Below are 14,299 nucleotides of genomic sequence, written 5' to 3'. Positions count from 1 at the left end.
GCACTTGGACGCATTGCTTTATCGGTAGCTTCAAAATTGGGATGATAATAACCACCAATTGCTTGTGGTTTACCTTGAGCAGCAATTAATTCCTCATTAATTTTAGCTTCATTTGTATTTAATTCTGTAGCAATAGGAGTGAAAATAGCTTTTAATTCTGCATCTTTATTTTGGTTTGCCAAAGCATTTGCCCAATATAAAGCTAAATAAAAATGAGAACCTCTATTGTCGATACTTCCAATTTTTCTAGCCGGTGATTTGTCCGTCTCTAAGAATTTTTCAGTAGCTTCATCTAATGTTTCTGATAAAACTAAAGCCTTTGGATTATTGAAAACATTTCCTAAATGTTCGTAAGAAACTCCTAATGCTAAGAACTCTCCAAGAGAATCCCAACGTAAATAACCTTCTTCAATAAATTGTTCCACATGCTTTGGAGCTGAACCACCAGCACCTGTTTCAAATAAACCACCACCGTTCATTAACGGAACAATAGATAACATTTTTGCTGAAGTACCTACTTCTAAAATAGGAAATAAATCGGTTAAGTAATCTCTTAAAACATTACCAGTTACAGAGATAGTATCTAAACCTTTTACAATTCTTTCTAATGAAAATTGAGTGGCTTCAACAGGATTCATGATGCGAATATCTAATCCAGAAGTGTCGTAATTATTTAAATAAGATTTTACTTTTTTAATCAATTCACGATCATGTGCTCTTTGGTCATCCAACCAAAAAACAGCAGGAACACCAGTAGCTCTAGCACGATTAACCGCTAATTTTACCCAATCTTGAATAGGGGCATCTTTTACTTGACACATTCTGAAAATGTCATCTTTTTCTACTTTTTGCTCCATTAAAACAGTTCCATTGGCATCTTTAACCGTCACAATTCCATTTTCTGTCATTTGGAATGTCTTGTCATGTGAGCCATACTCTTCTGCTTTTTGGGCCATTAAACCCACATTTGGAACACTTCCCATTGTTTTTGGGTCTAAAGCACCATTCTTTTTACAAAAATCAATAGTAGCTTGATAAATTCCAGCATAACAACGATCTGGAATAATTGCTTTAGTATCTTGTGATTTTCCTTCTGCATTCCACATTTGACCCGAATTACGAATCATAGCAGGCATAGAGGCGTCGATAATTACATCAGAAGGAACATGTAAATTAGTTATTCCTTTATCCGAATTTACCATTGCTAAAGCAGGACCATTTTCCATAGCTGTTTTTAATGCCGCTTCCACTTCTGCTTGTTGGGGATGTCCTTGAATTTTTGCATAAACATCTCCTAATCCGTTTCGAGTGTCTATTCCTAATGCTTCAAAAAGGCTTGCATATTTTGCGAAAACATCTTTGAAATATACTTCTACAAAAGCGCCAAATAATAAGGGATCAGATACCTTCATCATTGTCGCTTTTAAATGAACAGAAAATAAGACTCCTTTTGCTTTTGCATCAGCTACTTGTTCTGCAATAAATGATTTTAATTGTTTCATGTTCATTACAGAAGTATCGATAATTTCTTCCGCTTTTAATGGTGAACTCGATTTTAATACGGTAGTATTACCTGCAGTATTTGTAAATTCAATAGTAAAACTTCCAGCTTCAGCAACCGTTATTGATTTTTCGGTACCGTAAAAATCACCTGAGTTCATGTGAGAAACATGTGATTTTGAATCTTTAGACCAAGCACCCATACTGTGTGGATGCGCTTTTGCATAATTTTTAACGGCTTTTGGAGCTCTACGATCTGAATTTCCTTCGCGAAGTACTGGGTTTACAGCAGAACCTAATACTTTAGCATATTTTGCCTTTATTGTTTTTTCTTCTTCATTTTGAGGTTCTTCTGGATAATTCGGAATAGTAAAACCTTGTGATTGCAATTCCGCAATAGCTTCTTTTAATTGTGGTACAGAGGCAGAAATGTTTGGAAGCTTAATAATATTCGCTTCCGGTGTTGTTGCTAATTGGCCTAATTCGGTTAAGGCATCTGCTATTTTTTGATTGTCTTTTAAAAACTCAGGAAAATTGGCTAATATTCTTCCAGCTAAAGAAATATCTCTTGTTTCCAAAGTAATATTTGCCGGTTTTGAAAAGGCTTTAACTATAGGCAAAAAAGAATGAGTTGCCAGCATAGGAGCCTCGTCAGTAATCGTATAAATGATTCTTGGTTGGTTTGACATGAATTATGTTTTTATTTTAATTAATTTTTAGTGAGGCAAATATAACAAATAATGACCTTTTTTTTGACCTTTTCTTGCGAAAACGTTTGATTTTCAGATTTGATAATTTTTAAATTATATTTTACCATATTCATAATTTATTAGGGTTATAAAAATCGTTTTCTTTATTTTTTTTTAATATTTTATTATTTTGAAAATAAATAGATCATTTTGAAAAATCGATTCTATAAAATAACGTTAATTAATTCTTTATCATAATTTTAATCTTGTACTTTTGTGCCGCTATTAACCTATTTTATTTTATATGAAAAAAAGAATGCTATTAACCATTGCATCAAGTTTTTCATTTTTTGTACATGCACAAGTAGGAATTGGAACTACATCTCCATCTCCATCTTCTGCTTTAGAAATAAAAAGTGCAAATTCTGGATTACTTATACCTAGAATTACGTTACAATCTACAACAGATGTAGCTACTATTTTAAATCCTGCTGTAAGTTTACTAATATACAATACCGCTACAGTTTCAGATGTAACACCTGGATTTTATTATTGGGATGGAATTTGGAAAAGATTAGACAAAGCAACTGCTTCAGCTGGAGTTTCAACGGATGCTTGGAGTTTAACAGGTAATACTCTTACTACTGGTAATGAATATTTGGGAACTAATAATTATAATTCGTTAGCTTTCAAAGTAAATAATAATGCTTTTGGAAAGTTTCATCCAAATGGAGGTGTAGCTCTAGGAAGAGGAGCTGCTTCACATAATGATAATTCGATAGCTATTGGTACAAATGCCACGGCTACAAATTCGAATGAAGCTGTGGCTATTGGAAATGCTGCGAATGGAAGTGGGTATCAATCTTTTGCAATGGGAATTAATGCTTTGGCTAGCAATAATGAAACGGTAGCCCTAGGTCGTACTGCTGTAGCTTCTGGATATCGTTCGATTTCAATTGGTGTGGGTGCAACAACCTCAAACAATAATGCATTAGCACTAGGAAATGCTTCAGTAGCTTCTGGTGAACAAGCTACTGCTCTTGGAACACAAGCGAATTCAAGTGGTCAAAACGCAACAGCTATTGGATATCAAGCTACAGCTACTCAAGCTAATTCTATTGTGTTAGGAAATTCCAGTAATGCTAATAATAAAATAGGTATTGGTACTAATACTCCCGATGAAAGATTACATATTGTAGGTAGCGTGAAAATTGTAGATGGTAACCAAGCCAATGGTAAAGTTTTAGTGTCTGATACCAATGGAAAAGCAACTTGGACCGATTTAAATGCTAAAAAATATTATGGAGAAATTTACAGTAATTCTAATGCGACTTTAAATTCAGGTGCAGTTACCATGGGAGTAAATGGTGTAAGTTTTGGAGTTACATTGAATAGTACCAATATTCAAGTGCAAAATACTGGGTTGTATCGTATTTCGTATACAATTTCTCTCAGAAAAAATTCTGGAAGTGTTATTAATCCAGAATTTTATTTAGGAATTTATGGTTCTGAAGTTGCAGGATCAAGAACATATACATCTGTTTCAAATGGTGAAACCAAAACAATTTCTATTGTTAAATTAGTCAATTTAAATGCCTATCAAGCCATAGGTGTTTATTCTAATTTATCTGACTCAAATACGGTTTTATTGGCTAATGGATGTAACTTAATTGTAGAATTTATCAAGTAGATTCTTTTTTAATTGTAATTTTGGAACTTCAAGTTATGATTTACAATTGAGAACAGCTATTACAAAACATATTTCAAAACCTATTGAATTTAAAAGCCAACTTCTACATTGGACAAACCAATTTAGAGAAGTTGTTTTTTTGGATTCCAATGAGTATCAACAAGCCTATAGTTCTTATGATTGTATTGTTGCTGTTGATGCTTTTACTTCTATTACTACAGATTATCAAAATGCGTTTGAAGATTTGTATCAATATCAATCACATACTAAAGATTGGTTATTTGGTTATCTTTCCTATGACTTAAAGAATGATACAGAAGATTTGCAATCTCATAATTTTGATGGTTTAGACTTTCCAGATTTGTTTTTTTTTCAACCTAAAAAAATTTTTTTTCTAAAAGGTAATGAATTGTCTATACACTATTTAAATCTTTGTGATGATGAAGTAGAAGAAGATTTTGAAACAATTTCAACTAGTAATATTCTTGCTTCACTTTCGAATGCAGTTAAACCAATTATTCAACAGCGCGTTTCTAAAGAGAGTTACCTTCAAAAAATACAAAAAATGTTAGATTACATTCATTTAGGGTCTATTTACGAAGCTAATTTTTGTATGGAATTTTATGCTGAAAAGGCACCAATCGATCCTATAATCGTTTATGAAAAATTAAATGCCATTTCCGAACCTCCTTTTGCCACTTTTTTTAAAAATAAGGACCAGTATTTACTTTCGGCTTCACCAGAACGATATTTGAAGAAAGTTGGTGAAAAAGTAATTTCTCAGCCTATAAAAGGTACAGCAAGAAGAAGTTTTGATGTAGAACAAGATGCTTTTTTGAAGAAAGAATTAATGAATAGCGAAAAAGAGCGTAGCGAGAATATTATGATTGTCGATTTAGTTCGTAATGATTTATCTCATACCGCTACAAAGGGTTCAGTTGTTGTAGAAGAATTATGTAAAGTGTATACTTTTAAGCAAGTGCATCAAATGATTTCTACCATAATTTCTAAAGTGGAACATTCTGTTTCACCAGTTGAAATTATTAAGACCACTTTTCCTATGGGAAGCATGACGGGAGCACCTAAAATTTCTGCCATGAAAATTATAGAAGAATTAGAAGTAACTAAAAGAGGGTTGTACAGTGGAGCAGTAGGTTATTTTACACCTACAGGAGATTTTGATTTTAATGTAGTTATTCGTAGTATTTTATATGATGCGAAGAAGCAATACCTCTCATTTTCTGTTGGTAGTGCTATCACTGCACAATCCATTCCAGAAAATGAATATGAAGAATGTTTGTTAAAAGCGAAGGCCATGTTTGAGGTTTTGCAAAGCAATTAATTTCTTATTTTTGGCTATGCTACAAAAAATCCAGAAACATTTTGAAGAACATTTTTCTTTTACACAAGGGAAGAAACTGCTTTTGGCAGTTAGTGGTGGTATCGATAGTATGGTTTTACTATCTGTTTTAAAAAAAATGTCTTTAGAAATTGGTGTTGCCCATTGTAATTTTCAATTAAGAGGCGATGATAGTGATGCCGATGCTATTTTTGTGGAAGAACAAACTAATGCGTTACAAGTTCCCTTTTTTTTGCAATCATTTGCTACAGAAACCTATGCTACAAAACACAAAGTTTCTATCCAAGTAGCTGCGAGAAAATTGCGTTACGATTGGTTTCATGAATTGTTGACTCAAGAAAATTATGATTATATAGTAACAGCGCATCATCTGGATGATCAAGTAGAAACTTTTTTAATACATTTATCTAGAGGAACTGGATTGCATGGTTTATTGGGTATTCCTGCCCAAAATGAGAAAGTTATTCGTCCATTATTATCTATTTCAAGAACAGAAATTGAAACGTATGCTAAAGAAAATAACATTACTTGGAGAGAAGATGCTAGTAATGCTTCCGATAAATATGTTAGAAATAAAATAAGACACAAGATTATACCCGTTTTAAAAGAATTAAACCCTAGTTTTTTAACTAGCTTTCAAAATACAATTTCAAATTTACAGCAAGCTTCAGATTTGATTACCGAATCTAGTGCAATAGTTTTTGAAAAAGTAGCGTTACTTGAAAATAAAACGATAAAAATTGATTGTGAAAAGTTACTACAATATACACACTATAAAGCGTATTTGTACCAATGGCTAAAAGAATATGGTTTTACCGCTTGGGAAGATATTTATAATTTGGTAGCAGCACAATCGGGTAAACAGATTTTTTCTGCAACTCATTTGCTTTTAAAGGATAGAGATTTTCTTTTGCTTTTACCAAAAAATAAAGAGGAACATGAAAAGGTCTATTTCATTGAAAAAGATTCTAAAAATCTTAAATTTCCCTTAAATGTGTCCCTTTGTCAGACAGATGACATTTTAGAACCAACTAACAATAGTATCTTTGTAGACCAAAATAAATTATCGTTTCCACTTGTACTACGTAAAAAGCAGGAAGGTGATTATTTTTATCCTTCTGGAATGAAGGGAAAGAAGAAGTTAAGTAAATATTTTAAAGATGAAAAATATTCATTGTTAGATAAAGAAAAACAATGGTTGCTCACTTCAAATAATGAGATTGTTTGGGTAATTGGTAAACGAGCAGATCAACGTTTTTTAGCCCATTCTGAAACAAAAGAAATAGTAAAAATAGAATTAAAATAATGAAAAAATTACTTGTTGCTTTCGCATTTTTATTTTCATTTTTAGGACAGTCCCAAATTGTCGATATCGTAAAATGGAAAACCAAATTGATTCAAAAATCCAATACCGAATTTGAACTGGTTATGGATGCCCAAATAGATTTTGGATGGCATTTATATGCTTTAAATACACCAGATGGAGGTTCACAACCTTTAGTTTTTACTTTTAAAAATGCAGGAAAAGACTATGAACTTATTGGGAAAACCAAACAAGGCAATTATCAAAAAGAATACAGCGATGTTTTTGAAGTGGAGGAGTATTTCTTTACAAATACCGCTCAATTCAAACAACTTATAAAAGTAACCAATCCCAATTTGAAAGAGATTAAAGTTGCTTTAGAAGGGCAAACCTGTATTGATGGAAGATGTGTGCAAGAAGATGATGTTTTAATCTTTACATTACCAACCATAAAAATTGAGGAAAAACAAGTAAATACGAAACAAGTTGATGTTAAAATTGAAGATAAAATATCAACTGAAGCTCCAATAGTAAAAGAAGTAGTTGTAAGTGCTGAAGATGTTGATTCTTTAAAAGAAATAGTTTCGGAAGTGATTGCTGCTGAAGAAAAAGATTCTGTTCAATCTTCTCATTCTCAGTTGATCAAAACCACTAATAAGCATGAAAAAGAGGATAAGAAAAAAGATTTATGGACGATTTTCATTTTATCCTTTTTAGGTGGTTTTGCAGCCTTATTAACTCCATGCGTTTTTCCAATGATTCCAATGACGGTTAGTTTTTTTACAAAACAGAGTAAGAATAGAGCTCAAGGTATAAGAAATGCGATTGTTTATGGAATTTCAATTATTATCATTTATGTTGGCTTAGGTTTAATCATTACTGCTATTTTTGGAATCGATTCCCTAAATGCACTTTCGACTAATGTATGGTTTAATTTAATCTTTTTTGTTATATTAATAATATTTGCAGCCTCATTTCTAGGTGCTTTTGAAATCGTTTTGCCAAATTCTTTGTTAAACAAAATTGATAGACAAGCAGATAGGGGTGGAATAGTAGGAATATTTTTCATGGCATTAGCATTAGCTGTAGTTTCATTCTCTTGTACGGGCCCTATAGTTGGTTCTCTTTTAGGAGAATCTGCTAGACAAGGAGGTATTGGTCCTATAGTTGGAATGTTTGGTTTTTCTTTTGCTATTGCTTTACCTTTTATGTTATTTGCTATGTTTCCGGGTTGGATGAATTCACTGCCTAAGTCTGGAGGATGGTTAAATACTATTAAAGTGTCATTAGGGTTTTTGGAATTAGCATTTGCATTTAAATTTTTATCTAATGCAGATTTAGTCTTACAAATGCATTTGTTAGAAAGAGAAGTTTTCTTAGCGATTTGGATAGCTGTATTTGGTACATGGGCGTTTTATTTATTGGGCAAACTAACTTTGCCTCATGATACTCCTCAAAATCATATTTCAGTTGGTAGATTGTTTATGGCTTTGTTAGTTAGTACTTTTACGATTTACCTAATTCCAGGATTATGGGGGGCACCTTTGAAAATTTTAAGTGGTTATACACCTCCAATGACCTATAGTGAAAGTCCTGATGGTGTTGGTTTTAAAAATGAAGTTATAATAGCCGATTTTTCTAAAGAAAAAACTACAGAAAATGTACATAAAGGCCCATTAGGTTTGATGGCTTTTCATGATTATGAAGAAGGGATTGCCTATGCAAAAAAAGTAAACAAACCTGTTTTATTAGATTTTACGGGACATGCATGTGCTAATTGTAGAAAAATGGAAGAAAATGTTTGGTCAGACCCAGCAATATTTAAAATACTTAAGAATGAAATTGTTTTAATTTCTTTGTATGGTGATGATCAACGTGAACTACCAACGGAAGAAATTTATATTTCTAAAATATCTGGAAATGAAGTAAAAACCATTGGTAAAAAATGGAGAGAATTTCAAATTGAACGATATAATATTAATTCTCAACCCTATTATGTTGTGTTGGATAATGAAGGAAAAGATTTAAATGAACCTGTTGGTTATACACCAGATATTGAAGAATACAAAACTTGGTTAGAAGAAGGTATTGCTAATTTTAAAAAGCAATAATCTTAATTTATAAAATAAAAAAAAGTCCTAAGATCAACTTAGGACTTTTTTTATTCTACTATTTTTTCAATATAATCTGAATTTAAAAGGTATAAAGCACCCATGTACTGTAATTTAAAAGCAACCACATCGCCTACTTTATAATTTTTAGTACTGCTAGTAATATCTATAACAGTCATGTCTGAACTGGAGTCAATAATAGCAATTGTTTCATCTATTGGAGATAAATATTGGGGTTGCATATCAAGTAACCCAAAGTCTAAAATAGCTCGTAAAGAAGTTTCACTCAAATCGACATTTTCATCCATTTCATAGGTGTTTCCAGCCACATTTTCACCTAGTTCACCGATTGGATTATTCGCTTTTTCCGTAATTTCAATAATTTCTGCATAAAGCATAAATACATCATTATGTAAACCTGTGATGGTTTCATTGGTAAACAAATCTTTACCAAAAAATAAAGCTTCACCAATTCTAAAATGATTTACTGCCATAGGTCGTGCATTTTTCAACATTAAGGGAACCGCTACCGAAGTACCACCTGAAACCCAAGGAATAGTAACATTAAATTTAGCTTCAATTAATTGTTTGTATAAGCTTAATTGGATTAATTTGTCTTGAGTAGGCATTACACCGCTTAAACAATTTAAATTGGTACCAATACCTCTAATTTCAATGTGTGGTAAACTAAACACTTGTTCGTAAAAGCTTAGTAGTTCTTCACCTAAAACACCTTCTCTTAAGTCGCCCATTTCAATCATAATAATGATTCCGTGAACCTTATTTTGTTTCTTAGCTTCTTCAGAAATCATTTGGATGGTATATATTTCCGTATTGAAACTTACATCGGCAAATTTGACAATACTTTCAATATTTCTTTTGGAAGGGGGTTTAATATATACTGTCTGAATGGATGGATTGAGTTTTTTTATTTTTTTTAAATTACTAATTCTGGAATCGTGCATTTCTGTAACACCAAGGGCTATAATTTCTTTTAAATAAATAGTATTGCCGCAGAGTAATTTGGTAACAACACCCCATTGAATATTTCTTTCTTTAAAAATAGTATCTAAAAATATGTAGTTTTCCTGTAACTTTTGTTTGTATAATTTTAAAAAAGCCATTTTTATATTATTTTACGTGGAATTGTTTTTGCTATTCGTGTGAGTAATTCATAATTTAATTGGTTACTATAATCGCTAAAAGAAGCTACTGTAACCGTAGCATTTTGTTGTGATCCGATGACTACAACTTCGTCTCCTTTTTTTACATGTTCCAATTCTGAAACATCTATGGTAAGCATATTCATATTAACAGTTCCTATCACACGGCAGGATTTTCCATGTACTAATACACGACCTTGATTGCTTAAGGAACGGCTATATCCGTGTGCATAGCCTAATGGAATAGTCGCAATTTTCATAGCATCGGTTGCCATAAAACTGGTTCCATAACCTACAAATTCACCTGTTTTTACGCGTTTAACGCTCATTATTTCTGTTTTCCAACGAATTACCCGATGTAAGGGATCTTCTTTTGTTTTTTTAGTATTGAGGTAAGTTACAAAAACTTCAGGACTAGGCCACAAACCATATTGTAAAATTCCTATTCGAACCAAATCCATTCGAGTTTCTGGGAACATCATTGAAGCTGCTGAACAGGCGGAGTGTTTTATTTCGGGTCGAATGCCAAAAGAGTTTAAAATGGCTTCGGCTTTGTTAAATTGTTGGATTTGTTGAGAAACACGATAATAATTGGATATGCTTTCTGCACCTGCATAATGCGTACATAAACCTTTGAAATAGATATTCTCCTTTTCTTTTACTAAGAATTGTGCTACACGAGGAATATTTTTTAATTCAAAACCTGTACGATGCATTCCTGTTTCTACTTCAAGATGAAGAATCGCTTTTTGTTGTAATTTCTTCGCTGTTTTCACTGCTTTAGCTAATCGATAACGTTCAAATACAAAAAACTCAATTTGGTTTTGAATGACCCATTCCATATCTTCATCAGCAACAAATCCCATGATAAGAATGGTTGCTTTATTTTGAAGAGTATCAAAAACTATTTTTGCCTCTTCCACATCAAAAACGGAGAAATGGTTAATACCGTTATCAAACGCCATTTGTACAAATTCTGCTAAACCATGACCATATGCATTGCCTTTAACTACAGAAGAAAGTATTACTTTTTTACCGAAGATTTTCTGTAAAAAATCGATATTCTTTTTATGTGCTTTTTGACTAATTTCTATAACCGAATTTTTATGCATCCAGTACTTCTTTAGTGATTTGATAAAACAATTGAATTCCAGTTTCTAAAATAGCATCCGGGAAATCATAATCAGGATTGTGTAAAGCGGGTGTTTCTTCACCAGCACCTAACCCAAGCATAGCCCCTTTAAATTTTTGGGTAAACCAACCAAAATCTTCTCCAAATGTAAAAGGAACTTCTTTTTCGATTAGGTTATTACCCAATGTAGTAGCAGCTTTCTTTATATACTGAACCGCTTTTGGATCATTTTCATTGGCTTGAAAGCTTTGTGTCCAGTGTATTTCAGCTACTAAACCATAAGTATGGGTAATTGAAATTACTTCTTCTTCTAAATGTTTTGCAATTCGATTCATATTCGAATTACTATTACTCCGTATTGTAAAATGAACTTCTCCATAACCAGCCGATACACCATAGGCTTTTTCACCCATACTAATATGAATAGGAGTAATCAGACAATATCCATTGGAACGAATATCTGGATTTATTTTTGCATTGAAATGAGATATAATTTGAGCAATAGCTAAAGCAGGATTAATTCCTTTTTCAGGCTCTCCGGCATGTGCTGTTTTTCCATTTAATTGAATAATCATACTGTGAACAGCACAAGTAAACGTACCCTTTTTAATCACGATTTGATGTTTTGGATACCCTGGTAAATTGTGTAAAGCAAAAGCAAAATCGGGTTGGATATCTTTAAATTTAGAATCGTCTAGTACATTTTTAGCGCCATTTCCTTCTTCTTCAGAAGGTTGGAACAACAATAAAACAGTTCCTTTTTCTAATGGTGTTTCATGTAATTTTTTTGCCAAACCACATACAATTGCCATATGACCGTCGTGACCACATTTGTGAGAAACACCTTGATACCTCGATTGATGTTCGAATGTATTGATTTCGGTAATCGGTAAAGCGTCTAATTCACAACGAAACAGTACCGTTTTACCTTTTTTTTTGCCTTGGTAAACTGCTAGTATACCTTCACCACCCAAATGGGTTATTACTTCATCAGGTTTATATTCTGACAAAAAAGCAAGTATACGTTGCGCTGTTTCGGTTTCTTTACCCGAAATTTCAGGATAACGGTGTAACTCTTTTCTGAATTGAATAAGTTCTTCCAAAACTTAAGATTTAGTTAAACGCATTTCCAGATATTTATTGGTAAACCCTAACTTTTCATATAGAATTTTGGCTGGATTATCGGGTTCCACATGCAAAGCAATATCCCCTTTAGTGGTTTCAATGGCTTTTTGCATCAATTGTTTGCCATATCCTTTCCCACGTTGACTGTTGTCGACAGCAATGTAGACCAAAATATTTTCAGGAATAAATCCGCCCATTCCGGTATTATTTAGAATCACTACACCTACAATTTTTTCTTGGTCTAACCCCACAATTATATTTCCTCCTTTTTCAGGATTCATAGCATAGCGAATGCATTTTAAAATATCTTCAATTTTATCGCCATATTGTTCTAAATGGGTAAATAAAAACTGAGCAATAGTTTGATGTGTAAATGTTTTATGTTCTCCAGTTTCTGGAGTAATTATTTTAAATTCCATAGTTTCTTTTTTATATTGACAATGATTTTTTTGGATAATAATGAGACAATAAAAGGAAAGTGACTAAAGAGACACTTATTCCAAAAATATTAGCATCTAAATGTTCTGGCAATGTATAATTAAACGGAAGTTTATTTTGAGATAAAATTAATCCGATAGTCGTTGAACCACCTAATAACATACTCCAAAAAGCTGCTGTGGGATTACTTTTTTTCCAAAATAAGGCTCCTAGTACAGGAACAAATAATCCTGAAACCATAAAAGCGTAGGAGTAGAGCATTAACTCTAATACGTTTTGCATTTGTGAAGCCAATAAAATGGCAAATACACCTACGGATAAGGTTACTATTTGTGAAATTTGAAGCATTTTTCTTTGAGAAAACTCTTTTTTTGAGAACTTTTCAATGATATCTGTTACGATATTTCCGGAAGCAGCCATCAAGCAACTATCAGCTGTAGATAAAATGGCTGAAAAATAGGAGGAAAGCATCAATCCCATTAAACCTACGGGAAGAATTGTACTTAATAAAATGGGTAATCCCATTTCGCTATCCATGGTGGTTGCATTGGCAATACCCTCAAACATTCCTTGTGTGGCAGCCACTTTGGCTAACATTCCTAAGATAACTCCCATAAAAGCCATAATTGGCCATTCAAATAATCCGGCAATGAACCATGCTTTTTTTGCTTCCTTTTCATCTTTACAAGCATAAATGCGTTGGTACAAAGTCATTCCAATAAACCAAATCGGAATAATGGTTACCGCCCAATTTAGGAGTTGGTGCCAACTCACATTAGTTAGCGATAAAAATTCAGGTGCCAATGTAGATTGGATCACTTCATAACCACCTACAGCGTGATAAGCCATGGGTATACCAATAAAAACCAAACCTGAAATTAAAATAATCCATTGAATGGTATCGGTGTAAATTACCGCTTTTAAACCACCTACAGCCGTATAAATTACTGCAATAGCTCCCATGATAAGAAGTGCCCATTGCAAATCCAAACCTGCAATAGTTGCAGAAGCTAATTTGGCTCCAGCCAAAACTTGAGAACTGGTAAAACCAATGTAACCAATGGCTGAAATAATTCCAGCTAGTAATGCAACTCTTGGACTGTAAAAATGATTGAAAATTTGAGGAAAAGTGAAAAACTTATGCATATGTCCCAGTTTACTGACTTTAGGTATTAAGAGAACGGCACTTAGCCAAGCCCCAATTAACCCAGTGAACAACATCCAAGAGCCAGAAATTCCCATGGTAAAACCTAAGCCTCCCAAACCAATGGAAAAGCCGCCACCTACATCGGTTGCCACTACTGATAAACCAATGTGCCAACTACTCATGTTGCGTCCGCTAACGTAAAAATCTTCTGAAGAGGTGTTTTTTTTGTAAAAATAAAAGCCTACACCTAGCATCACTAGCATGTAAACCACAAAGATTAAATAATCTATCGTGTGCATTATATTCTCAATTTCAAATTTTATTGCCTGTATAGGATTTTCCTAAGGCTTGATGTAGTTTTAACTACAAATCGAACGATTAAAAAGAAAGATTCTACATATAGAATCTTAATAGATGTTTATACGAAATAAACAAAATCACAAAGTGCAAAGGTACAAAAAAGGAATGGGAATGCCTAATTTGGGGTTAAGTTGTTGGTTGTTAGTGATTAGTTGAAAATGTGCAACTCCCTGAAATAGGTTGATTGCAAGAAGGTATTTATATGAAAACCTATTAAAATATGGTCCACTTTGCATAGAAATTGACAAACTCACAACTCGCAACAGAGAACAGACAACCGA

Annotated in this window: 10 protein-coding genes; 4 read left to right on the top strand and 6 right to left on the bottom strand. The window is 32.8% G+C overall.

All coding sequences use genetic code 11. The features are described 5' to 3' along the window. The coding region (locus NHF47_RS13450; RefSeq protein ID WP_252765417.1) for an NADP-dependent isocitrate dehydrogenase at positions 1 to 2,189 on the bottom strand (2,189 nt) is incomplete at its 3' end. 304 nt (positions 2,190 to 2,493) lie between these two features. On the opposite strand from NHF47_RS13450, the gene NHF47_RS13445 reads away from it, so the two are divergent. Genes NHF47_RS13445 through NHF47_RS13430 form a run of 4 tightly spaced genes read left to right on the top strand, consistent with a single transcriptional unit; the run spans position 2,494 to position 8,653 of the window. Then, positions 2,494 to 3,879 carry a hypothetical protein gene (locus tag NHF47_RS13445; RefSeq protein WP_252765416.1) on the top strand — a complete coding sequence of 462 codons (1,386 nt, stop codon included), beginning with the start codon at positions 2,494 to 2,496 and terminating at the stop codon, positions 3,877 to 3,879. Positions 3,880 to 3,925: 46 nt separating this feature from the next. Next, positions 3,926 to 5,221: an anthranilate synthase component I family protein gene (locus NHF47_RS13440; RefSeq protein WP_252765415.1), complete on the top strand. Its 1,296-nt coding sequence runs from the start codon at positions 3,926 to 3,928 to the stop codon at positions 5,219 to 5,221. Positions 5,222 to 5,237: 16 nt separating this feature from the next. Beyond that, the gene (tilS, locus tag NHF47_RS13435) at positions 5,238 to 6,545 is read left to right on the top strand and encodes a tRNA lysidine(34) synthetase TilS (protein WP_252765414.1); all 1,308 of its coding nucleotides are present in this window, start codon (positions 5,238 to 5,240) and stop codon (positions 6,543 to 6,545) included. Next, positions 6,545 to 8,653, top strand: a complete 2,109-nt coding sequence (locus tag NHF47_RS13430; protein WP_252765413.1) for a protein-disulfide reductase DsbD — start codon at positions 6,545 to 6,547, stop codon at positions 8,651 to 8,653. The genes tilS and NHF47_RS13430 overlap by 1 nt, the downstream gene beginning before the upstream one ends. Positions 8,654 to 8,703: 50 nt before the next feature. Here the strand turns inward: NHF47_RS13430 and NHF47_RS13425 are convergent, their stop codons facing one another. The 5 genes from NHF47_RS13425 to NHF47_RS13405 are packed head-to-tail and all read right to left on the bottom strand — an operon-like array spanning position 8,704 to position 13,957. Next, entirely contained in the window at positions 8,704 to 9,777 is a 1,074-nt protein-coding gene (locus NHF47_RS13425) for an alanine/ornithine racemase family PLP-dependent enzyme (RefSeq protein WP_252765412.1), read from the bottom strand. Positions 9,778 to 9,779: 2 nt separating this feature from the next. After that, the gene (alr, locus tag NHF47_RS13420; protein WP_252765411.1) at positions 9,780 to 10,928 is read right to left on the bottom strand and encodes an alanine racemase; all 1,149 of its coding nucleotides are present in this window, start codon (positions 10,926 to 10,928) and stop codon (positions 9,780 to 9,782) included. Beyond that, entirely contained in the window at positions 10,921 to 12,051 is a 1,131-nt protein-coding gene (locus NHF47_RS13415) for an amidohydrolase (protein ID WP_252765410.1), read from the bottom strand. The genes alr and NHF47_RS13415 overlap by 8 nt, the downstream gene beginning before the upstream one ends. Positions 12,052 to 12,054: 3 nt before the next feature. Next, on the bottom strand, positions 12,055 to 12,492 hold the full coding sequence (locus NHF47_RS13410; RefSeq protein WP_252765409.1) for a GNAT family N-acetyltransferase: 438 nt from the start codon (positions 12,490 to 12,492) through the stop codon (positions 12,055 to 12,057). A gap of 10 nt (positions 12,493 to 12,502) precedes the next feature. Further along, positions 12,503 to 13,957 (bottom strand): sodium:solute symporter, encoded by a 1,455-nt coding sequence (locus tag NHF47_RS13405; protein WP_252765408.1) that lies wholly within the window; start codon positions 13,955 to 13,957, stop codon positions 12,503 to 12,505. Positions 13,958 to 14,299 lie beyond the last annotated feature (342 nt).

Source organism: Flavobacterium sp. NRK F7, assembly GCF_024054195.1.
GTDB lineage: Bacteria > Bacteroidota > Bacteroidia > Flavobacteriales > Flavobacteriaceae > Flavobacterium.
The sequence above is the reverse complement of the archived record's forward strand: the minus strand, read 5'-3'. Positions and strand labels throughout refer to the sequence as shown.